The organism is Glutamicibacter endophyticus (assembly GCF_048457885.1).
Lineage (GTDB): Bacteria > Actinomycetota > Actinomycetes > Actinomycetales > Micrococcaceae > Glutamicibacter > Glutamicibacter endophyticus.
On the sequence record NZ_CP174200.1, the window covers coordinates 1,242,807 to 1,265,694 of the forward strand.

The 22,888-nt window shown below is 61.8% G+C and carries 18 protein-coding genes; 7 read left to right on the top strand and 11 right to left on the bottom strand.

Features of this window, described 5'->3' with window-relative positions; translation table 11 throughout:
* The first annotated feature begins 74 nt into the window (after positions 1–74).
* Entirely contained in the window at positions 75–1,466 is a 1,392-nt protein-coding gene (locus ACJD00_RS05905) for a class II 3-deoxy-7-phosphoheptulonate synthase (protein WP_418908897.1), read from the top strand.
* An 87-nt stretch (positions 1,467–1,553) separates the two neighbouring features.
* Here the strand turns inward: ACJD00_RS05905 and ACJD00_RS05910 are convergent, their stop codons facing one another.
* Positions 1,554–3,761 carry a protein kinase domain-containing protein gene (locus ACJD00_RS05910; RefSeq protein ID WP_418908898.1) on the bottom strand — a complete coding sequence of 736 codons (2,208 nt, stop codon included), beginning with the start codon at positions 3,759–3,761 and terminating at the stop codon, positions 1,554–1,556.
* A gap of 189 nt (positions 3,762–3,950) precedes the next feature.
* Positions 3,951–4,199, bottom strand: a complete 249-nt coding sequence (locus tag ACJD00_RS05915) for a WhiB family transcriptional regulator (protein ID WP_047118688.1) — start codon at positions 4,197–4,199, stop codon at positions 3,951–3,953.
* A 333-nt stretch (positions 4,200–4,532) separates the two neighbouring features.
* On the opposite strand from ACJD00_RS05915, the gene ACJD00_RS05920 reads away from it, so the two are divergent.
* A complete protein-coding gene (locus tag ACJD00_RS05920; protein ID WP_418908899.1) occupies positions 4,533–4,937 on the top strand; it encodes a hypothetical protein in 405 nt (134 codons plus the stop codon).
* Here the strand turns inward: ACJD00_RS05920 and ACJD00_RS05925 are convergent.
* Positions 4,840–8,601, bottom strand: a complete 3,762-nt coding sequence (locus ACJD00_RS05925) for an FtsK/SpoIIIE domain-containing protein (protein WP_418908900.1) — start codon at positions 8,599–8,601, stop codon at positions 4,840–4,842. The two genes, ACJD00_RS05920 and ACJD00_RS05925, sit on opposite strands and share 98 nt — an antisense overlap.
* A 282-nt stretch (positions 8,602–8,883) precedes the next feature.
* Between ACJD00_RS05925 and ACJD00_RS05930 the strand changes: the two genes are divergently transcribed.
* Positions 8,884–9,267, top strand: coding sequence for a hypothetical protein (locus tag ACJD00_RS05930; protein ID WP_418908901.1), 384 nt, complete (start codon positions 8,884–8,886; stop codon positions 9,265–9,267).
* A gap of 290 nt (positions 9,268–9,557) precedes the next feature.
* On the opposite strand, the gene ACJD00_RS05935 is transcribed toward ACJD00_RS05930, so the two are convergent.
* The 8 genes from ACJD00_RS05935 to ACJD00_RS05970 form a co-directional block, all read right to left on the bottom strand.
* Positions 9,558–10,067 (bottom strand): hypothetical protein, encoded by a 510-nt coding sequence (locus tag ACJD00_RS05935; protein WP_418908902.1) that lies wholly within the window; start codon positions 10,065–10,067, stop codon positions 9,558–9,560.
* Positions 10,068–10,071: 4 nt separating this feature from the next.
* Positions 10,072–11,001, bottom strand: a complete 930-nt coding sequence (locus tag ACJD00_RS05940) for a hypothetical protein (RefSeq protein WP_418908903.1) — start codon at positions 10,999–11,001, stop codon at positions 10,072–10,074.
* A 109-nt stretch (positions 11,002–11,110) separates the two neighbouring features.
* The gene (locus ACJD00_RS05945; RefSeq protein WP_418908904.1) at positions 11,111–14,245 is read right to left on the bottom strand and encodes a type I restriction endonuclease subunit R; all 3,135 of its coding nucleotides are present in this window, start codon (positions 14,243–14,245) and stop codon (positions 11,111–11,113) included.
* Positions 14,242–15,033, bottom strand: coding sequence for an abortive infection family protein (locus ACJD00_RS05950; RefSeq protein ID WP_418908905.1), 792 nt, complete (start codon positions 15,031–15,033; stop codon positions 14,242–14,244). The genes ACJD00_RS05945 and ACJD00_RS05950 overlap by 4 nt, the downstream gene beginning before the upstream one ends.
* Positions 15,034–15,044: 11 nt before the next feature.
* Positions 15,045–16,196 (bottom strand): restriction endonuclease subunit S, encoded by a 1,152-nt coding sequence (locus ACJD00_RS05955; protein WP_400290662.1) that lies wholly within the window; start codon positions 16,194–16,196, stop codon positions 15,045–15,047.
* Positions 16,193–17,761: a type I restriction-modification system subunit M gene (locus ACJD00_RS05960; RefSeq protein WP_400290665.1), complete on the bottom strand. Its 1,569-nt coding sequence runs from the start codon at positions 17,759–17,761 to the stop codon at positions 16,193–16,195. The genes ACJD00_RS05955 and ACJD00_RS05960 overlap by 4 nt, the downstream gene beginning before the upstream one ends.
* A 370-nt stretch (positions 17,762–18,131) precedes the next feature.
* Positions 18,132–19,064, bottom strand: coding sequence for a hypothetical protein (locus tag ACJD00_RS05965; protein ID WP_418908906.1), 933 nt, complete (start codon positions 19,062–19,064; stop codon positions 18,132–18,134).
* A 64-nt stretch (positions 19,065–19,128) separates the two neighbouring features.
* Positions 19,129–19,353 (bottom strand): helix-turn-helix domain-containing protein, encoded by a 225-nt coding sequence (locus ACJD00_RS05970; protein WP_418908907.1) that lies wholly within the window; start codon positions 19,351–19,353, stop codon positions 19,129–19,131.
* A 196-nt stretch (positions 19,354–19,549) separates the two neighbouring features.
* Here ACJD00_RS05970 and ACJD00_RS05975 point away from each other — a divergent pair, with 196 nt between their 5' ends.
* The 4 genes from ACJD00_RS05975 (at position 19,550) to ACJD00_RS05990 (ending at position 22,884) form a co-directional block, all read left to right on the top strand.
* Complete coding sequence (locus ACJD00_RS05975) at positions 19,550–19,828, top strand: helix-turn-helix domain-containing protein (protein ID WP_418908908.1); 279 nt, start codon at positions 19,550–19,552, stop codon at positions 19,826–19,828.
* Positions 19,825–20,733, top strand: a complete 909-nt coding sequence (locus ACJD00_RS05980) for a hypothetical protein (protein WP_418908909.1) — start codon at positions 19,825–19,827, stop codon at positions 20,731–20,733. Before ACJD00_RS05975 ends, ACJD00_RS05980 begins: the two co-directional genes overlap by 4 nt.
* A gap of 494 nt (positions 20,734–21,227) precedes the next feature.
* On the top strand, positions 21,228–22,205 hold the full coding sequence (locus tag ACJD00_RS05985; RefSeq protein ID WP_418908910.1) for a hypothetical protein: 978 nt from the start codon (positions 21,228–21,230) through the stop codon (positions 22,203–22,205).
* A 280-nt stretch (positions 22,206–22,485) separates the two neighbouring features.
* Positions 22,486–22,884, top strand: coding sequence for a hypothetical protein (locus tag ACJD00_RS05990; protein WP_418908911.1), 399 nt, complete (start codon positions 22,486–22,488; stop codon positions 22,882–22,884).
* Positions 22,885–22,888 lie beyond the last annotated feature (4 nt).

The window sequence follows — 22,888 nt, forward strand, 5'->3', positions numbered from 1 at the left end:
AGCGCGGGCTGTGTTACGCCACCGCGTTACATTCGGGGCAGACCTTTTCACCCGGTGGTCGTAGAATTTTCAGGGTGAGCGAAGCAAAACGAACCCCACTGGCCGGCTCCTCGGTAGCCGGACCCGCCACCGACCCGGAACTGGACGCGTGGCGCTCCCTGCCCATTGCCCAGCAGCCGACTTGGCGTGAACACCCCGACTATGCCGGGGCCATCCAGGAGCTAGGCTCGCGCCCGCCGCTGGTCTTTGCCGGCGAAGTCGACATCCTGCGCGAGCGCCTAGCTGCCGCGGCACAGGGCAAGGCCTTCCTACTTCAGGGCGGCGACTGCGCCGAAACCTTCGACGGCGCCACCGCCGACAAGATCTCGGCCCGCGTGCGCACCATCTTGCAGATGGCCGTCGTGCTGACCTATGGCGCGTCCATGCCCGTCATCAAGATGGGCCGCATGGCCGGGCAGTTCGCTAAGCCACGCTCATCGAACGACGAAACCCGCGACGGCGTCACCCTGCCGGCCTTCCGCGGCGATATCGTCAACGGCTACGAATTCACCGAGGAGTCGCGGGCCCACGATCCAAAGCGCATGGTGACCGCCTACAACACCTCCTCGGCCACCTTGAACTTGATCCGCGCCTTCACCCAGGGCGGCTTTGCCGATCTGCGTAGCGTGCACTCCTGGAATCAGGGCTTCATGGCGAACCCGGCCCACTCGGCCTACGAGCAGCTCGCCAGCGAAATTGACTCCGCCATCCGCTTTATGGATGCCTGCGGCGCAGATTTCGAGGCCCTGAAGCGCACCGAGTTCTTCGCCTCCCACGAAGCCCTGCTGCTGGACTACGAGCGGGCGCTGACCCGTACCGACTCGCGCACCGGCGACCCATACGACACCTCGGGCCACTTCCTGTGGATCGGTGAACGCACCCGCCAGTTGGACCACGCCCACGTGGACTTCCTCTCCAAGGTCCGCAACCCGATCGGTGTGAAGCTTGGCCCGAACACCAGCCCTGAAGATGCGTTGGCTCTAGTCGAGAAGCTCGACCCGAACCGCGAACCGGGACGCCTGACCTTCATCACCCGCATGGGTGCAAAGAACATTCGGGAGAAACTGCCGAATCTGGTCGAAAAGGTCACCGCTTCCGGTGCCCAGGTGCTCTGGGTTACCGACCCGATGCACGGCAACACCGTCACCAGTGCCAATGGCTACAAGACCCGCAACTTCGACGACGTCATGGACGAAGTACGCGGCTTCTTCGAGGTGCACGACTCGCTGGGCACCTTCCCGGGCGGCCTGCACGTCGAGATGACCGGCGACGACGTGGCCGAATGCCTCGGCGGTGCCGACCCGATCCGCGAGGAAGACTTCGACAGCCTCTACGAGTCGCTCTGCGATCCGCGCCTGAACCACCGGCAGTCGCTGGAGATGGCCTTCTTGGTCTCCACCGCGTTGCAAAAGCGCGGACGCCGCTAAGGTAGGTGCGCAAAAGGTCCGGGTGGACTGGCCAAATGGCCGGTCCACCCGGACTTTTGCTATACGTACTGTAGTTTGTTCCGCGCCTTACAGGGTGTACAGCGTAATTTCACTACCCTTGATCGCGGTGGAACCCATCGGGGTTTGCATATGTACCTGGTGGCTCATGCCGCCAAGGACACTGCGCGTCTTGACCGTAAACCCGGCGTCTTCCAGAGTGCGTACCGCCTCGTCGACCTCCATGCCGGTCACTCGGGGCACCTGCACATACTCGGGTCCCTTAGATAAGTGCAGCGTCACGCTCTGTCCGCGATCCAGTTCACCGGTGGCGGGGCTTTGCTCGGCCACCTGACCGGCAGGCACCTCCGAGGAATAGCGGTCCTCTCCACGCGTGGGTTCGAGGCCCTGCGCGGTGAGCTTCTCGCGGGCTTCCTGTTCACTGAGCCCGACCACCTCGGGAACCGGCACCGGTGGGGGACCGTCGGAGATCACGAGGGTGATTTCACGCTTGCGCGGGACCTGGGTCCCGGCTTCCGGCTGCGTGGAAATAATCTGCCCTGCCGGCACGGTCTCGGAATGCTCGCTACGTTCGGATAGCTGAGTCATGCCAAGCTCCTTGAGCTTGTCGCGGCCCGCATCCTGGGTCATGCCCTGTAGTTCGGGCACGGCGAAGAGCTCCGGACCCCGGGAGATCTCTAACGCCACACCCTGAAAGCGCATAATATTCTCGCCTCCGTCGGGGGAGGTGGCGACCACGCGTCCTACCGCCACGGAGTCGTCGTACACCTCCTGCACGCGCACCGGAATGCCGGCCTCGTCGAGCTGGGCGACGGCCTGCGTTTGCAGCATTCCGGTCAACGACGGAATGCGCAGCACGGTACCCGGACCACGACCGAAGAACCACGCCGCACCGGCCACCAGCGCGAGGCTCAGCACCAGCAACAGGCTGATCCACACCTTTCGGCCGGCCGAGGCCGGAGCCTGCAGTCGGTGCGTTGGAACCTGCGCGGACTTCTTCCAGGCTTTCGCTTCGCGCTTGGCAGCCGCCTTGCTTTGCCGCGCCGGGGATTCCGGCGTAGCCGACGAGGAGTTCGACTGTCCGTGTGCCTCGCGTGGCATCACGGTCGTGGACTCTGACGCGTTGGGTTCCTCGGAGGATGGGATCACCGTGGTGTGCTGTTGGTCGACGCCGATGACCTCGGTGGCCGCGTCGTGGCTCCCATCCGAAAGCACGGTGGTGAGCGCGTCGGAGGAATCAGAATCCTCAGCCCCGGCGTCATCGGACTCGTTACTCGAGGTAGGATGCGGCTGCAACCACCACGGGTCACGCTGCTCCTCACGGTAACGCTGCCACTCGTCCAGACGTTGCTGCACCGAGGTCGGCATTGAGGTCGCGTAGGGCGTCAGATCGGCAACGCTACCTAATTCATCGGCCCCGAGATCCAACTGCTCGTCGCTAAGCGTCGCGTTGATCTGCGCGATGTCATCGAGCAGGAACCCGGCATGCTGCGGACGGTTTTCCGGGTCCTTTTCGGTGCAGTAGCGCACCAGCTCATCGAGATCCGGCGCCAACTCCGGGACCAGCTCCGAAGGGAGCGGCATTGGTGAATCTAGGTGGTGCTTCATGAGTGCGGCGGCCGAGGTATTCGCGTAGGGCAGGGCACCGGTAAGCATCTGGTAAATCATGATGCCGACGGCGTAGATGTCGCTACGCGCATCGGCGGGGGAGCCGGCGACCAGCTCGGGGGAGACATGCGACAAGGTCGCCACCAGAGTTGCCGACTGGGTGTGCGCACTGGCCTCGCGGGCCAGGCCGAAGTCGATGAGCTTGACCTCGCCGGTATCGGCCAGCAAGACGTTGGCCGGCTTCATGTCGCGGTGCACGATGCCCTGCTCATGTGCGGCGGCTAGCCCGCGGCAGACCTTCTCGAGCACGCTCAGCGTCTGACGGGGAGTGAAGCGCCCGCGCTCGGCAATGACTTCGGCCAGATTCCGCCCTCGTACGTACTCCATCACCAGATACACCATGGAGCCGGAAACCGCGTGGTCACGGATGGAGACCACGTTCGGATGCACAATATTGGCGGCAATGATCGCTTCGGATTCGAACCGCTGGCGCACGGTGGATTCGCTGGCGTAGTTGGTGTGCAGGACTTTAACCGCTACGGAGCGATGCAACCGCAGATCGATGCCGCGGTAAATGGACGACATGCCACCGGAGGCGATCTGCGTGTCGATGCGATAGCGCTCATCGAGGACGCGGCCAACGAGCGGGTCGGGGCGGGACTGACTCATCGGTGGCGCGCACCGGCGCCAAGGGCAGGATGGGGAGCGGCCAACGTCACCAATGGCTCCTTTCGAACAGGGGTACTAGTTAATACGATACCCAGCCGCGGACCGAAACTTCGGCTTTAAAGCACTATCCGCCAGAGATCACGCTCTGGCGGATAGTGAAAAGCGGCCGATGAGGCGCGATGCTGGCGACTAGGACGCGCGACGAGCGCGTGCGGCGCGACGCTTAAGTGCGCGACGCTCGTCCTCGCTCATGCCACCCCATACACCGGCATCCTGACCGGACTCAATGGCCCACTGCAGGCAGGTCTCGGTAACTTCGCATCGACGGCAAACGCTCTTGGCTTCCTCGATCTGCAGCAATGCCGGACCGGTGTTGCCCACCGGGAAGAACAGTTCAGGGTCCTTGTCCAGACACGCTGCGCGGCTACGCCAATCCATGCTTAATGATGCTCCTTGAAATTCTGTACATTCTGGGCCGTCTGATCCGTTCCCACCCAGCACCCGGGGCATATCAACGGCCGAGCGCAGTGCGAAAAATGGGGGTATACGGGAAGGCCTCCGTAATGGCTGGCCGCCGACGGTGAACGCCCGGCTGAACCAACCTCATAAGGTTTTCATGTTACGTGGAAGTAAACAAGGGTGAATACGGCGAAAAATAGCCCATGGGCTGAGTGCTTTGTCACATCGGATACGGCGTACCAGCTCCCGCGACATTTGCCTAGTCCCCATCTAGTTTGAGTTTGTCACAGGGCCAAAAGTACTGTGAATCCCGTGACGAACACACAGACACCTGCCACCCGTCCCGCCACCGTAATGGTGGTGGCCGCACTGGTGCTCATCGAAGCTCTCGCCGTGCTTGGCTACGCCGTGTACTACCTTATGCATCTTGGCGATGCAGGACAGCTGAACTTTGGCGGCCGCATTTTCATGCTCGTCCTGTGCGTCGGTGCTGCCGCGTGGCAGTTGAGCGTAGCCGTGAACTTTTTCCGCGGCAGAGCGTGGACGCGGGCGGCCATTATTGTTTGGCAACTTTTCCAGGTCATTATGGCCGTCACCTACTTGCAGACCTCGATGTTCGTCATTGCGTTGGTGGCATTGTTGATCGCCGGTGGCGCCCTGATCCTGCTTTTTGCTCCGGCGACGACGGCCTATCTGGGGGACCGTCCACAGCGTTAGGCCCGTCGGTCAGCGGGAGCCGAACCAGGCGCGGTTCCCTCTCGACGAGGGCCAGCGCGCGCACGGGGGTTCGGTCTGTGTGACGATCGGTTGCAGACCGGGGCGAGAGCGGTGCCCAACTCAGTGGCTGGACATCCATGGAGTGCAACGGTTCGACCGCCGCCACGGTCCGGTCGTCGAATCCGGCGCCGAGGCCAAGCTCGTAGGGTAGGCGCACCCCCGGAGGCACAAAGAGAATCAGTCGAAGACCACATGCCAGCGCCTGTTGTATCGATGTAGCCACCGCAGCCGGAGCCGTCGAATCGAAGAGCACACCGTAGACCGGAGAGTTTTGCATGTCGGTCTCGGGCGTACACCGGGACGACAGTTCCGCTGCCCCGGTGAGCAAGTCGATACCCCATAGTCGGCACAACTTCTGGGCCACCCGAGCCCGCAGCATTGAACGGGCAACCAGCACCACCGACAACGGTTCGGGTACCAAGGCGGCTGTGCGCGGTTGAAATCCACTGACCCCGAGTTCGAAGGCGCCACCGCCGAACACCGGCACGGGGTCCTGCCTATGCGCAACGTCCGAGAGCTGATCGGCACGGCGTGGTTCGGGCGCGCAGAGTTGAAATTCTTCCTGCAGGCCGGCGCGTACCCGTATCCCGCGCCCTTCGCTCTCTCCGACCGGTGGTAGTTGTGGCCAGAGCATTCGGAGTGACTGTGGTGCATCGAGCGGGAAATACCACTGTTCGGCACACATTGAACTGGCTTTGAGGCACGATTGGTCACGATCGGCCATGATCACGACTTGCTTCTGGGTTCCCTGACTCGTGCGCAACAGCATGCACAGGGTCTCGTCGAGCCGTTCGAACCGGCGTGGAGGCATGCGCTGCTGCAGGTCGGCGGGGTAGCGCACCAGCACGATGCTCTCCTGCTGATCCGGCGCATCGCGCACCATTTCTAGAACGTCCTCGAAATGATACGGATCATCGCCGTCGGCATGGATCAGACCGGGGGACGTCGGGAAGCCGGAGGGTAGCGCTCCGAACAGCGCCACGTGGCGCCCCGAGGTGAGGAGCAATTGGCTGAGCATCGCGCCGCCGGCCTGGGGCAGGCCGCTGACCAGCAAGCTTGGCGTTCGTTGCCGGTCCAAGATCAATGCCCGGAGCGTGCCACCGGGAATGTCATCAACCAGACCGAGCATGTCGGGGTGGGCCAGGCCCATGCGTTGGGCGACCTGATGAACTTGTTCTGCTGCCGGTAGGGGCGCGGCGAAGGGGTTCGTGGGGAGGGTCGTGGCGTGTTGCGCGAGCTCGGCTACGCGTTCGGCGAGCGCCTTTTGCAGGGTGCGTTCGTCATCGGGGTGGCCCACCGGCCGTGCCGGTGCTAGGGCGAAACCCATGACCTGCCGCTCGGCCAGCCAGCCGTGGTCCGCACCGGGCACTGCTCGATGGAAGCAGAACTCGGTGACCGCCCCCGAGCCCCGTTTGATCACCGCTTGTCCCGGTTCGGTGAGTTCGGCGGCGCGCGCACTGCCAAGCAGCTCCATGGACTCGGCCGCCTGGGTGACACGCAGTGCGATGACCGTGGCGATATTCGCGCGGGCCTGACCGGTGAGCGTACCTCCGGGGCGCTGGGTGCTCAGCAGTAGCTGTACGCCCAACGCGCGACCCACGGTCGCGAGCCGTTCGACGCGAGCCGTGGCAGCTGGCAGCGACTCGATGAAAACGCGGAACTCGTCGATCACAACTAGCAGCCGCGGCACCGCTGGCGTCGCGCCCACACGTTGATAGTCGGCGATATCGCTATACCCGGCTGCCGCGAAAAGCCGTTCGCGGCGCAGAACCTCCGCTTCAAGCTGCCCGAGTAGGCGCTGCGCCGCCGCTTCATCCAAATCCGAGCATGCCAATTGCACCTGCGGTAGCCCGGCCAGCGGACCCAGTCCGGCGCCGCCTTTGAAATCTACGAGGATGAGCGCCAACTCTTCGGGCGCATGAGTAGAACAGAGAGCTACTACGATCCGGCGTAGGGCCTCGGACTTACCGGATCCCGTCGTGCCGCAGAGCAAGAAATGTGGGCCATCGGCCAGCAGATCCAATGTCACTTCGGCACCCTGCGGTGCGCTGCCAATCACACACTCCGCCGCGGAGGGCACGGGATGCACCGACGAGCCGGGCCGAGCAAGCGACCGCGGGGCATCGCGCAACTCAAGTCGAAGGTATTCGTCGACAAGGCGCGAGAGCCGGGTAGGGCAAAGTCGTGCCAGAGTCTGCAAGTGGGCCCCGGCCTCGGCGAGGTTGGCGCCCGCCCCATGCACATCGACCCAGCACTCGGTGCGCACAGTTGGATCTCCCACATACAGCACGAGCGATGCCTCCGGGGCCGGCTGCAATCGCGTGCCCACATAGACTGTGCGCACGGTATCCCCGGGTTGAGGCTTCTGAGCCGAAGCTGCGGGAATATAACCGGTGCTCACCGCTGGCAGCAGTAGGAGGCTCGAGGGCAGCATGCCCAGCGCCGGTTCGAGGACCAACCGTAACCGGCCTCCGGTGAGTTCTGGCAGCATTCCGGCGATGAGGGCGCCGAGCAATTCGGCGCAGGACTCATCGCGCTCGCCGACCAGTTGCCAAGTTCCCGCTCGCATCACCGTAAAGATGGGTGAGTCAATATCTAGCCGGTGGGCCCGTGCCTTCTCGCGACCTCGCCGGGCCGACGACGAGCTCTCATCGGCGGGTTCGGCCTGGTAGGGCGCAAAACGGCCGGTGCCCCAACGTAATACCGGGGCAGTACCACATGAGAGACCGAGCCTGCGCCGTGCCAGCCCGGCTCGGGCCACCACGCCCACCGGCTCCGCTTGATGCTGCCGATGTACTTGCAAGGCGGTCAGGTAATGGCGTAGTTCGCGACGGAATTTTCGGCGCGCTCGTAGGAGCCCGAGTGCCGGGACGATCCCCATCAGCGCCGAGACACCGCAGAGCGCCAGAAAAATCAGCGATCCGGTGAGCGTGGCAAGCAGTAGACCACTGATCAGCGGAACTATTGCGGCCGCTAAATACGACAATGCCCGTTTGCTGTCGGGTTTCGCCGGGGCCGCGCCCACCCGCGAACGCGCCGTGACCGCCGGGTCAGACAGCGCGATGGGATCGTCGACATGCAAGATGGTGTGGCCCAGTTTGAGCCGCATGCCGCGCCGCAACACCGCCTGCGTGACAGGATGAAAGTCCCCGTCAGGCTCGGCGACCTGTAGTTCACAACCGGGCCGGGCGCTCACCCGGAGCTCCAGATGAGTGACGACGAGTTCCGCATGCTGCCGGGCCACCGTTGAGTCGCGTAGCCCCAGCGCGCCCGCGCGACCCAGAATATAGCGCCCGGGCCGCAAGGTGAGCGCCGCGCCGGCATCGATTCCGTCGGCCACAAAGAGCTCCAAGGTGCTTAACGGTTGAGAATCTGCCACCGGTTCGAGGCTAGGCACGTCGCTAAGGAGCAGCGGCCGTTGCGGGTCAAGGCGTTCCAATTGAGCTAAACGATGCGCGCCGAGGTACCAGCGCACCGGCCCGTAGTGGCTTTCTAGCAGTCGTGCCAGTCCCGGCCCATCGAGCGCCTCGGTCACCGTGAGACTGAATTGGCGCACGCTGACCGAGCCCTTACTGTGGGCCAAAAGCAGTTCGTAACTAATCACCGTCGGCAGTCCTCCACGTCATATTTGCATGCGTCTTCCACCCCAGACTGAAGGGTATTCGTGCAGGTCAAGAGGCGCTCGGCGCCGTCTGTGGATAGCACTACGGGGTTATGCACAATCGCTTTTTCGCTCTTGTTTCCACCGGGGCGCCCCATTAGCATTCCGTTCAAGAACGAACCCGTCGCCCAACGCAGGGGCGAAAATGTTGGCCTTGGCCTGGCGGCCTTGGTAGATCCCGCCGAAGTCGGGAAACGCCGTAGTGTCCGGCTCAAGGACGAGATCATGGACCCACTGGGATCAATAGAAAGCGACGTACGCGAAATGGTGCGTCGGCGGGGGATCGACCCCGCGCAAGACACCACCGCGTTGTCGAAGCTGATCGACGAAGCGGTTGCCGATTACGACGAGCGGGCCGTGTTGGGTGCGGTGCCACCGTTGCCGTCGTTAGCCGCGGCGCGTAGACAAATTCACGACAATATTGCCGGATTCGGCCCGCTGCAGCCCTTGTTGAACGATCCATCCGTGGAGGAAATCTGGATCAACGCCCCGTCGCGATCTGGAAAACTACTCCCAAAGCAAATTTCAATTCGATTTGCGATGATAACTAGTCATTGCAGTAATGCATTTGGAGTAACCACGCCTGGGCCAGTGCTGAAAAGTTGCTAGGTAAGTGTTTCGAACGGGCCTCATAGCTGTTCGGCGGGGATCCTATCTGAAACCTACTCCATACTGGTTTTGCGACGAATCATTGTCGACGATTTCCGTCGCGGTTAACCTCTCAACACCTACCTGGAACATAAGTACCGACCACCCTTCAAGATGTAGAGTTCGTCGCAGTCCTAGTTGGGCTATGCAGTTCGCGGGGATTCATTGTGCGAGTCATGAGGGGTGGCAATCCGCGAGGCGATATGCGCCTGCGAAGGCTAGGGACGTCTACGTCAGTCGTGCGCTGGGCATCAACTGCGACGCATCGCGATGCGCTCGTATGCCCTGCGCAACCGCTTGAGGCACATGCCGATCACGAGGAGAAAGTGCACAGTTGCGGCCACGGCCATGCCCGTCAGGACGGGTCCTATCTGGTAGTCCCCGATCCACTTCCCGGCATCACAGACGATGAGGAAGAGCGCCAAGGCGAGACCCCAGAGGATGGCCCACAGAGTGTTCGCCATGCACTCGTCGACGAGCACGTAATCGTCGTCTCCGAGCCTCTTGTCCGTGCCCAGGGTGACGCGCAGCTGGAACAGGAATACGGCCATGGCGAAGAGTAGCCCGGCCACGATCGAGATGCCCGAAACGGCAGCACCGACCTCGGCCATCTTCGCCCCGAGCTTCCAGACGGCCACACCAGCACCGAGGGGAAGGAGTGCTTGCCAGGTGATGGCCCACCAGTCGGGACGCCCCGTGCGGTTGTCGTAGAGCGTGCGGAAGTGATCGGCAGGCACGTTCCACAGGGACGCTTTGCCCATCTCGTCAACTCCCTCGCTGTGGCGGCCGGCTCCATGCTGCGTCCCATTCGCCGCCAGTCCGTGCAAGCAGGTCGCGTACCTTCTCGGTGCACGTCTCCATCAGCTGGTCGACGTCAAGAGCCGCCTCGTTGGAGTCGTTGAGCACTTCGCGGATTGCGGGTGCTCCCTCTGAGCCCAGCTGGAACTTCTTTGCCCGTCCGTCCCGCACCATCGTAACGAAAACGTCGTGATCCTCGGGCAACTCTTCGACTGCGACTACCTCGGCCGCCACGCTTGCATGGTGCAGTTCTCCTAGGAGCTTGCCTGGGAAGAACCCGCGTCTCTCCGGCCGCGCGACGTGCGACACCCGCCCAACCTTGACCGTCAGGCCGTCCGCCACGTCCGCGCTCTTGCCGGTAACGCGCACCTCGACCTCTGTGAGTTTGGCTGCCTCTCGCCATGCTTCACCCTCGGTGACCGGGGCAGTGACCATGGTAATCTGATCGGTGTATTGGCTAAAATACTTCTTGAACAGACTCAAGATTCTGCCGCCTGCCGAACCCCGCGAAGACTCCTCGGAGAGAAAGTGCGCTCGTTCCCCAAGCTCCGGCACGAACAGCATCGCCCGGTTCTCTCCGGTGGGTGCCTGGTGATCTTCGATCTGGCCGACAGGGTCGCCGGTACTGATATCAACGAGATCCCCGGGCTCTCCGTAGGCTCCCACCCGCAAGTCGAGCATGATCACGCGAGGTGCGTAACGCACCACTTCCGCAACGCTCACCCAGGTTTGCCGCTTCTCATTGTGTGTGTCAGCGGTTGTCAACCCCTCAGCCCACGACGCGAAGACATCCAGAAGGTCTTCACCGTCGAGGTCGGCGGGCGCGAAGCTAGCAGCGTTCCGCTTGAACTTCTGGTGGAACGTCAGCTCCGACACGGTTAGGACGCGACGGCCCATAGATTCCTCCTCGATGACGTGAGTGAGGGACGAACGCAAAGCACGCCCCCAGCACGACCATTGCGCGCTGAATAGCCCAGCATTACTTTGATCGACATCCACACACCTCCTACCCTGACACTCCGCCAGCGAACATTTCCGCTTGCTCCAGCACTAGCTCGATTGCCTTAGCCTCCGCATCAGGTGGGTAGTCGTACTTGGCGAGGATGCGACGGACCTTGGAGCGCATCGCAGCCAGCACAGATTCCTTCAGGTTCCAGTCGATCGTTGCTGATTGCCTGACAGACTTCACGAGCTCTTGAGCGATCGCCTTGAGTGTCTCGTCGCCCAGCTCCATCACCGCAGAGTCGTTCTGCACGACCGCGTCATAGAAAGCGACCTCGTCTTCGCGCAGTCCGAGCTCCTCGTGCCGCCTCTGAGCGTCGCGCATCTGCTTCGCGAGCTTCACCAGCTCGGCGATGATTTCAGCGGTCGTCAACGACCGGTTCGTGTAGCGATTCACGGCCTCATCGAGCATCTCCGAGTACTTGCGCCCCTGGACGACGTTCGTTCGCTGCACCGTACGGATCTGGTCGTTCAGGAGACGCCGCAGCAGCCCCATCTGAAGGTTTGGCTTGTCCTTCTCTGCAAGCGAATCGAGGAACTCATCGCTGAGGATCGAGATCTCAGGCGTCTCGATCCCGGCGAGCTTGTACACGTCCACGACCTGATCTGCAGTGACCGCCTCGTTGAGAAGCTGACCGAGCGCTGTATCGATCTCGACCGCGCCCGAACCGCCTCGGCCAGAGTCGGGGTTCTGGATCTTCAGGATCGCTGCTCGGACGTCCGTGAACAGCCGGACATCGTTCCGGATCGCGGCTGCCTCATCGCGCGCGCCCGCCAGCGCGAACGCCTTCGCCAGAGCCAGCACCTGGTCATTGAACCGCGAGGTCCGGTCTGGGTCCGCCATGACAAAGTCGAGGACCTTCGCGTACTCGTTCAACCGCTGGGAGGCTGTCAGCTCCGGGGACGAGTCGAACTGGACTCCGTGGAGGAGCCCGCGCACGATGTCGTGCTTCTCCAGCATCACCTGGACCATCTCGTCGATGGGCACGCCAGCCTGGGCTCGGTCGGACGGCGAGTATTCGCTCAACGCGTTCTGGAGGTTCGCGAACACTCCGATGTAGTCGACGATCAGCCCGCCAGGCTTGTCGCGGAACGTCCTGTTGACCCGAGCGATGGCCTGCATGAGCCCCGCACCCTGCATGGTCTTGTCGACGTACATCGTGTGCATCGACGGGGCATCGAACCCGGTCAGCCACATGTCCCGGACGATCACTAGTTCCAGCGGGTCATCCGCGTTCTTCGCCCGCAGCTTGAGGTCCTTGCGCACGTCCTTCGAGTGGATGTGCGGCTGGAACTCAGCAGGATCAGACGCTGACCCGGTCATGACGACCTTGATCTTGCCCTGCGCCGGGTCATCCGAGTGCCAATCGGGCCGCAGCGCGACGACCTTCTCGTACAGCCGCACGGCGATCCGGCGACTCATGGTCACGATCATGCCCTTGCCGAACAAGGACTCCCGGCGCTTCTCCCAGTGCTCCACGATGTCACGGGCTACAAGGTCAAGTCGTGCCTCCGCTCCGACGACCGCCTCCAGCCGCGACCAACGTGACTTCGCGGCTGTTGCGGTGCCTTCCTCGACGGACTCAGTGATCTCATCGGCGAGGTCGTCCAGGGCAGCGAGGTCAGCTTCCGACAGCTCAATCTTTGCCAGCCTGGACTCGTAGAAGATCCGGACAGTCGCGCCATCCTCCACGGCTCTTGTGAGGTCGTACACGTCGACATAGTCGCCGAACACGGCTCGTGTGGATTTGTCGTTCGACTCGATCGGAGTGCCGGTGAAACCGAGGTACGTGGCACCAGGGAGCGCGTCGCGCATGTGCTTGGCCAGCCCGGACTTGAGTCGACCGTGCCGGTCGAGCGTCTCGCTGAAGCCGTATTGACTCCTGTGCGCCTCGTCGGCGATCACGATGACATTCCGACGGTCAGTGAGCACGGGATTGGCGTCCCCGTCCTCGCCCGGCGCGAACTTCTGCAAGGTGGTGAACACAATCCCGCCCGAAGCGCGCTTCAGCTTCGCTCGCAGATCCGAGCGCGTTGCCGCCTGTACTGGCGTCTCCGGCAGGATGCGCGCGGGGGCGAAAGTCTCGCCGAAAAGCTGATCGTCAAGATCGTTGCGATCAGTGATGAACACCAGCGTCGGGTTAGCCATGCGCGGGTCTCGCATGATCTTCGCGGCGTAGAACACCATCTCGAAGCTTTTTCCGGAGCCCTGGGTGTGCCACACCACGCCGCCGCGACGGTCCCCGTCAGGACTTGACGCTTGCACCGTCGACTCGACTGCAGCGTTGACCGCCCAGTATTGGTGGTACTTCGCCACACGCTTCACTAGCGCCCGGGTCGGCTGCCCCGTCGACTTGTCGGTGACCGTCTCGTCACTGAACACGACAAAGTTCTTCAGCAGGTCCAGGAACCGCTTCGGCTCGAACACACCCTTGATGAGGACCTCAAGTGCTGGCCGATTGCCGACGACCTCACGACCCTCGATGGTCTTCCACGGCGCGTAGTGCTCGAATGCGCCCGAGTAGCTGCTCATCGCCGCCGAGGTTCCGTCGGAGATCACCGTCACCGCGTTCGGTACGAACACCGACGGAATGTCATGTCGGTACGTCTGCACCTGGTTCCACGCCGACTTCAGCGTTGCGTGCTCCGCAGCGGGGTTCTTCAGCTCCAGCAGAGCCAACGGGAGCCCATTGACCATCACGAGTACGTCGGGGCGGCGGTTCTTACCGTTCTCGACGATCGTGAACTGGTTGACAGCCACCCAGTCGTTGTTCTCCGGCTCGTCGAAGTCCACGAGCCACAAGCGCGTTGTGCGCAGCAGACCATCGTCGCCGCGATGCTCGACCGGCACACCCTCCGTGATGAGCTTGTGCAGGCGAGCGTTCTCGTCGATAGGGCTCTGTGACTCGGCACGCTGAACCGTCTTCACAGCCTCTGCGACAAGCGCGGCGTCCGCACCAGGATTAATCCGCCGAAGCGCGTCATGCAGCCGACCCCACAACATGACGTCCTCGTACGACTCCCGCTCAGCGCCAGACTCTCCCGGAGCGATCTCAGGGCCGTGCACACGTCGGTAGCCCAGCTCGGCGAAGTACTCCAGAGCGGCCAGTTCGACGACGTTCTCGTTGAAGGTGCTCATCCGGCACTCCTCACTGTGGCAGGCGACGTTGGTCCAGTGCGCTTCGCCAGATAGACTTCGACGAGGAAACTCGCGACAGTCTTCGCCGAGTTCACCGCCACTCGGGCATGTCGATCCTGTGGCTGCACATGACGCGCATGCCCGTCACTCGCCATGTTTCGGATCGCTGCCAGACCGTTGACGATCTGGACCAGGCCTCGTGCGATCTGCTTGAACCCTTCGTCGACCTGGTCGTCCTTGTCATCGATCCGAAGAATCTTCGCGACCGCCTTGTACTGACGTTGAAGGTCTCCGGCATAGTTCCCGCTCTGGCCCGTCAAACGAATCTCCAGCTGCTCCAGTACCGCCTCAACCAAGGTGCGCGACACCGTGATCGCCCCTTCGAGATCTGCGGCTGCGAGCCGGCGTTCCGCCTTATCGGACAGCTCACGGACATATGCCAGGGTGAGGATATTCGGGGCGACTGGCGCGGCGTTCAGTGGAACGGCTACGCCTTCCAGTCGCGAGACGATCCCGCGATACTTGTCGATCGAGGCACGTTGATCGTCTCCGTCTTGCTCGCCTCTGTATTCGAGAAGTGCATGGAGAACACGCGCACATTCTGCCGTTGACGCAGAACGGAGGAAAGCCCGTAAGCGCTTGGCTTTCGAGAGACCTGTCTCTTCCGGCTCAATCTCAACATCGAGATCAGCAAAGAACTCCGCGAAAGTACGGTTACTGAAGTCGAGTACGTAGCCACTACCCATATCGAGGACTTGCTCAACGATACGAAGATCCGTGGAACTCAAGATTGATCTACTCATGACGCCTCAGCTGGTGTACGTAGGCGACCGGAGAGCAATTCTGGCAACAGGGCGTCGCGCAGTCGCGAGAGCCGCTGGTTCTCTCGTTCGGCTAGGAGCAGGCGTTCCCAGAGCGGTGCGATTTCCTCGTCGAGGCGGGCGATCGCGGCGGTAGTCGGCAGTGAAGCCGTCGTTGATGTGAGATGCCCTCTCTGGATGTGTCCCATCGTCGTCGCCTTATCGGCGGCGAGCGCCCGGAACACCGGCATGACCGCCTCGAGTCGATCGAACACCAACCATGCTGGATACCCGTCAGGATCGACTTTGAAGATGTGCTGGTTGATGATCGCCTCATCCCTATACCAGCGGTACACCCCCAACGACCCGGACCATGCCATCAAAATATCGCCAGCCCGCGCGGTCTTGTTATCGGGGACTTCGATGTCGTTGTACACAGTTGAGCCGCCGGGGCCGGAGTTGAGCTCCGCAATCCGGATCACCATGCGGCCCGTCCCTGTTGCCCCCTTCGTGTACGCGCCGCCGTTGGTGAAGGTCGCGAGGTCTGAGACGGGTATCGTTACTGACTCGTCAGCGATAGCCACGTCAACGCGCGCACGAACGAGGCTCGGGATCAGCTCTATGAGCCTCCGGTTCGACTCGATCTTATCGTCAAGCGCGCCGAGCGTCGCGGCAATCGCGCGCTGCTCTCGGATCGGTGGCAAAGTGAACTCAAAATCTCCGATCTGACCGCCGCTGATATGGGGCACAGCAGAACCGGTCTGAACGCCGATCACATAGTTAGTGAAAGCCGCGCTACCGATGACCACGCCTAAGAATCCTTGGTCGAGAGAATCGCTCTTCGTCCGGAGGCGCGCAACCCGTTGGACGAGGAGCGAGGGGAGATCGTGTTTGCGGACAACCGCGTACTTCAACCCAGCACCAATCCAGGGACGATCCATCGCTATAACAACATCGCCAGGCGACAATAAGTATCGATCGACTTCATTGACTCGATCTAGGGGGAACCTCTTCGCTCCGGCCCACTTTAGATTCCCCTGCGCGACGTTATCGCCCCGTAAGAGACGGACATCGTCTGGTCCGTCAGCGAATTCTGCGCTCTTGAATGCGAAGCCGAAGGTCAGCTCGACGACATCAGCTATGCGCGTCACAGTTGCAACCCACTGAGCCGCCGGCGAACCTCATTCTCAAGCTCGCGCCCACGCTCGAACTCAGCGAACAGCTCTGTCGTGAGGCGTTCAATCTTTTCATCGATCGGTTCGTTGTCGATCTCCGCCTCCGCAGCGCCCACGTACCGTCCGGGTGTTAGCACGAAGTCATGCTTTTCGATCTCATCGATCTTCGCGGCCTTCGCAAACCCCGCCACGTTTTCGTACTCGCCGTCGTGGTTGCGCCACTGGTGGTATGTGCCTGCGATCTTCTCGACGTCGTCATCGTCGAGCACACGGAGCTTGCGTGACTCCATCCGGCCGAGCTTGCGCGCGTCGATGAACAGCACCTCGTCACGCCGCTCGCGGTGCCCGTTCCCAGCACGTCCCTTCGAGACGAACCACAGAGCGACCGGGATGCCGGTGTTGAAGAACAGCTTGTCTGGCATGGCGACGATGCAGTCGACCAACCCTGCCTCGACGAGCTTGCGACGGATCTCGCCTTCACCGCTGCTCTTCGAGGACAACGACCCGTTGGCGAGCACGAAGCCCGCCGTGCCGTTGGGGGCGAGATGGTGGATGAAGTGCTGGACCCACGCGAAGTTCGCGTTGCCTTTCGGCGGCGTCCCGTACTTCCATCGGGGATCGTCGGCGAGCTTCGCATCCCACCAGTCAGAGACGTTGAACGGCGGGTTCGCGATCACGTAGTCAGCGCGGAGATCCTGATGCAAATCCTCGGTGAACGAGTCCGCCGAGTGCGAGCCCATGTCAGCTTCGATGCCCCGCAGCGCGAGGTTCATCTTTGCGAGCTTCCACGTTGTGTCGGTGAACTCCTGGCCATACACGGAGATGTCGGTGCGCTTGCCGCCGTGGGCCTTCACGAACTCTGCCGACTGGACGAACATGCCGCCCGAGCCCGCGGCGGGGTCGTAGACGCGGCCCTTGTAGGGCTCCAACATCTCGACAAGTGTCTTGACTACGGAGCGCGGCGTGTAGAAGGCCCCGGCGTCCTTGCCGGTCTCTTTACCTGCGAACTGGCCAAGGAAGTACTCGTACACACGACCGAGCACGTCGTCTGCGCCGTGATCGTCGGTCTCGGTGAAGCCGATCGATCCGATGAGATCGACCAGCTCACCGAGGCGGCGTTTGTCGAGCCCGTCCCGGCCGTAGTTGCGTGGGAGGACACCACGCAGGGAGGGGTTCTCCTTCTCAATGAGATCCATCGCTTGGTCGATTTGCTGGCCGATCTCAGGCTGCTTCGCCACGGACTGCACGTAGCCCCATCGCGCGAGGGATGGTACCCAGAAGACGTTCTGGCTCGCGTACTCGTCCCGATCCTCCAGGAACGACTCGATCCGCTCGGGCTTGATGCCCTCGGCGGCCAGCTCTTCTTTGAGCTGCTCGCGGCGCTCCTCGAACCGGTCGGAGACGTACTTGAGGAACACCAGTCCCAGCACGACGTGCTTGTACTCGCTGGGCTCCTGGTTGCCGCGGAGCTTGTCTGCGGCATCCCACAGAGTCTGTTCGAGTGTCTTCGTTGGCTTCGCCTTTGCGGCCCGTCGCGCCATATTTCGTACTCCTTCGCGCGAGAAACGCGCCTCCGTCTGCAATTTTCAGCTCCATCTCAGGATAGCGAGCACAAGGGACATCTTAGTACTTCAAGGTAGAGGGCGCGCCGCAGGCAGACCGAAGGTGCGAAGCAAGGTCGGTTGGCTGGGCTTAAGTTTGCCATATCGTTAGTGCATGGCTGCTTGGGCGCTTGCTTGCCTCTCTTCGATCTAAGGCAAAGGTTCAGAGACACTAACTCGTCGGAGGCCATGCCGTGAGTGAGGGTCGATGAGTCTGAGAGCCACTTCAAACGGGCGTTGGACACCAGAAACCACGGATTGAACAGGAACCAGTGATGAACCAGTAGTGTTACCGTTTTCCATCCGGGGCTTACCACCACTGACGGCGCGTGCGATACACGATCCTTTCAGGAATCTCAGAAGGTGACAGTGGGCGATCTGGACGCGGTCGCACGTTGTACGGGGTGATGCGCTCTTTATTATTGTTAATTCGAAGTAGGTCGACTTCTAGCTGAGGCATGTGCGGTTCGAGTCGCTTGAACGTCTCTTCCAGCAGCAATTCGAGTCGATGGGTTTCTGCTTCGGCAGCCTTCATCCGTTCGTGGGACGTTATCGCTCGGTAACCGCACCACTGGCGCAGGAGTTCATGCCGTGGGCGGTCGTACTTCAGGTACCAGTCGTATTCTTCTTCTGGCGATCGCCATCCGTCGTCAGTTTCGAAGATCGGGCTCTTCTGGCTTCCGTACTTGCACTTGAGCCACGATTCTTCTTCTTCCTTGAACACCACGTCGAGTATCGGCGTTGGATTGGCACCGCAGAGGCGCTCGGCGATGGCTGCCGAAGCCAGTGGGGACAGGACGAATGCACCGTCGACATGAACTGAGGAGTAGTGCTCAGCGTACTTGCCGAGATCCAGGCCCAGCATGGTGCTGAATATTTCCTGGTCTTTAACATTCGTTGTGTCATTGATTGGCCGCCAGCCAAGTTCTGCTACTTCCGTTGGGACAAGCAGATCGAAGACCTGATTGATGCAGTCGCGTTCCACGTCATCCAGTGAATCCTCCCGACGGATCCTAGACCATGCTTCTTGGAGGCGATCATAGGCATCAACGTCGGACCACGGGACGCGGATCCGGTTGCCTGGGACCGTTTCCTGGCGTCCATCATTGAATGTCACCAGCATCTTGGGTTTTGACTTCGTGTAGTCGACGGAATTGATCAGGATCCGTTCGGAGGGGCTCGCATCGCGATGGCGATACACCCAGTATTCGCCGGGTTTGGCAGTAGTCCCTTGTGATGTCATGCACCGAATATACCGGGCTTGCTGCCTTCCCTTCCCGCCGGTCGACGTTTATTTCCAGGTGCGGTCAGTCGAGCGTGGACAGCAGTTCGGCAGGCTTGACGCCCAGGCCATGTGCGAGCTTGACGATAACGTCAAGGGTCGGATTCCGCACGCCGCGCTCGACGCCGCTGACGTAGGTCCTGTCCAGGTCAATGTGGTGCGCGAAGGCTTCCTGGGAGGTCCAGCCCTTCTCTTTTCGCAGCTGCTTGACCCGCTCGCCGAACGCGCGGCGATGCTCGGGAATATCCATACGTCCACGTTTTCGCTACGATGACAATAGATCCACGGACTATGAGTCACATCGTTGAACCATTGGATGGGAGTGCGATGATTTCGATCACGAATGCGTACCGAGGGCTGAAGGAATTCGAGCAGTCCTGCGGCACGGCGTTCCCGCAGTCATGGGAACAAGCGCCGCGTCCACGGACTACGGGAGGAGCGCGACCATGAGGCAGTTGCCCAGCGATGTCTTCGCACAGCGCCTGCGCGAGGTGCGGCGGCGAGCCGGCGTTTCGAGAACGGATCTGTCGCGCAGGATCACGCTGTTCCTCGGCGGCCCCATAGAGCCGACGCTGGTGCAGCGATTCGAGGAGGGGACGCGCGCTCCGCGCCTCGACGAAGCCGTCGCCGCAGCCGATGCCCTGGACATCTCGCTCCTAGATCTGATCGAGATGGGCGACAGGTCGCGGACCAGCGAATCACAAGGTGTCGAGGGGGAATCATGAACGAGCCTAAAGACGGCCAGGATGCTTCTTCCGCCGGCACTTTGCTGACGCGCGTCCCGGGTCGTGCGCGTCCTCGTGCGCAGGTGATGGCGGATTTCGAGGAATCCGTGGCGGAACTGAAGCGAAGGTACCATTCGGCGCTGTGGCCCGTCATCTTGCCGAAGACCGAGGAAATGCACCGTTGGCGCATCCAGCTCGAGTGCGGCTGCACCCGCGAGGTGCTGACCAACGGGAAGGACGATTTTCCGGACAGCAGGTCCTGGCACGACGTGCTCTCGGGCCGCCCCCTGCCGCTCGGCGAGTGCTGGTGCTCGAACGACCACGGCGACGTCGAGGAAATGTACCGGGACATCGTCGAATGGATCGACAGCAGTGTCAAAGAGTTCCCGGCCGACCCCGAGGAATGTCCTGACGATGAGGATCCGGAGTACTGGGCCATTGCCAGACGCCCGGAGCCCCATTCCTCGGCCTTCTGGCGTGTCCGCTTGGCCTGCGGGCACTTCGACGAACATGTCCCGACTAGCGTCGAATGGAAGCCCGAGAAGGGGCCCACGCTGGTCTCCGAGCAGCGGGCGTCGGAGATGCGCGGCGAGTTCGAGGCGCTCTGGTCGGTCCTGGGCGACGAAGCCTGGCCGGAGGAAGGACCTGAGCGCGACCACACGCTCAGGATGCTCGACCAGCGCTGGCCCAAGCCCGAGCCCGAGAGGCGGTGCCTCGTGTGCCGGTACGCTCAGCGCATCACCGGTTACCAGCGAATCGGGTGGCTGGTGCCGAGGACGGACGTGAAGAAGGCAGCAGATAAACGGGCCACCGCCGCCCGCGAAAAGGCAGAGCGGCGGCTGGCCATGATCGAGGAGGAAGCAGCGCAGCTACGCGAGCAGCTTGGTCGCGCATCACGCCAGTGACGTTTGCCAGGCTCGCTGAATGCTTGCAACCATCTTTGACCGTTTCAGCTGTGTTTCGTAGACTGTACGGTGTAACGCCCCGGTGACTATTCGGGCCATTCGTGGCCAGGACTCCCGGGGCTATAGCTTTGTCCCGGATAATTGTGGCTTGTTTTCAGACAGGCCGGCCACCAAGTGTGCGGCTATGCACGGGGCCGACGCGTGCGGCATGCACCTCCAACGCATCTGGAGCCACTTGTTCGGGATCACCATCGCCACCGTGCAACGAGCGAGTGCCGCATCGCTCTTGCGTTGGGACGCGGATATTCAGCCTGCCGAGCCCAGAAGCGTTCGTGGGCCAGATGCGTTATATTGCTGTCGACTGAGCTGCTCTTGCTTCTGGACTATGGCCATTGGAAGAGGTTGATCTGCGTAGGACTGCAGTCGTTGGTTCTCTTTGCGAGTCCGGTAGAGTCCTGGAATCGGGGTGATTAGTGCTCACGGATAATAGAGCCATGGAAAGACTGATCGATTTCGCGCGCGACCGAAATATGCTCTGCAATAGTTGTCGGAACCAGTTCCTCGCCAGCCTTGACTGGATCGACCGCTGGGTGCAAAGCGACGAGCGGTGCCCTGGCTGCGGCCTGACTTGTGAGCATGAAGACGCACCCCGTGTGTCCATCGATCCGCGAGACTTCGCACTAGTCGACGACAAGGTGGCTAAGTTCAACTGGTACCACACCAGCACTCAGCCGGATTGGCCGGCCACCGATTACGACCCGACAATTGGCTTGACGGCGGATACCCGCGCCAGGATGGGTGGCGATGAGCGAGTCGCTGCGTGGGCAGAGCGACAGCGTGCCAAGGCTCTCCACGTCGGAACCTACGAGGCTGCGGTTCACAACATGCTGCGACGGATGCGCGACCAGGGAGACAGGGGTAGTCAATTCTACTTGTATCGCGTGCACCTGAAACCGTCGGTAACCGTACGAGAAGACTGGCTCATTGACCCCAGCAATTTGGTCGGCGACGTCGTCCTCGAAGAGGTGTGCCCGCCAGGTGTTGACGTTGCCCGCTATCTGAACTACCACGAGGATCCGGGCGGGTTGTCTCTCGCATTGGGGCGAGGAGCAATCGCAGGAGTCCAGCGCTTGGTCGTACCTCTTCCAGATGCGTGCCAGGCCGACGATTGGGCGAACGAAGCAGTCGTCGCACTTGAGAATGCTTCCGACGTGCTCGTTCCAGCTTCCGGGAAGTTTGGTCGTTTTATGCGCCCGTCGTCCCAAAGAGCGTCCGTCGCCCGTAGCCTCGGTGCGGCACTGGCCGCCAGTTTGCCAATTAATCTTCGGCGTCTGTTCGAGTCGACCGTGACTTTCGACGAAGGAGATTCACCTGCGCAATGGGCTTGCCGGACAATCGGCTTATTCGACCTGATTGCGAATCCGTCGCGCGCGCTTACAGAGCTTGATCAACAAGGGCACCGTACTGTCTGAAGCGCGCATCGTTGTTCGTCTCGACCTGTCCGCGCGGGGAGAATCAATTCTCGAAATGTGCTTGAGCGCCTGTGATCGTCAACGCCTTGAGCTGCGCGACTCTATCTGTGACCATCTGGAAACCTTTCGCCGGCCCACATGATCATCGCCCTTCGCCCGACGTCATCTGGACCTCGCCCACAGATGGTTCAATACGGAACTTTGACAATCTACGGACCTGTCACCATAGGGTTGATCTGGGCGGCTACTTCGGCGGTCCGAACAGCAGACGGAGAGAAGAATGAGCGACAGCCTCGACCTGAAGGCCCAAGGGCCCTACAACAGCCAGCGTTCAGGACAGCAGATCGACGCGAGCGTCCTGATCAGTGAAGCCCTCGACCACATGACTGCGGAACAGATCGCCGCGATGTCGAGTGACGAGCTCGACGACGCTGCCATGTCCTGGATCGAGTCGGGGGCTGCCGAGGGGTTCCTGCCCGAAATCCCCTGGAACATCACGGACGACCGGTTCAGCCATGCGCGCGCGGTCGTCGACGTCGTCATAGATGCCATCCAGTTCGATGAAGCTCATGGCAGCCACATTGAGCTCACCGTCGACCTCCACGAGACCGAGGAAGGATTCCAGAGGCGCTTGGACGCTGAGTCAGCGTCTGCTGGAAGCCTCCGTAGCGCAGAATAATCGC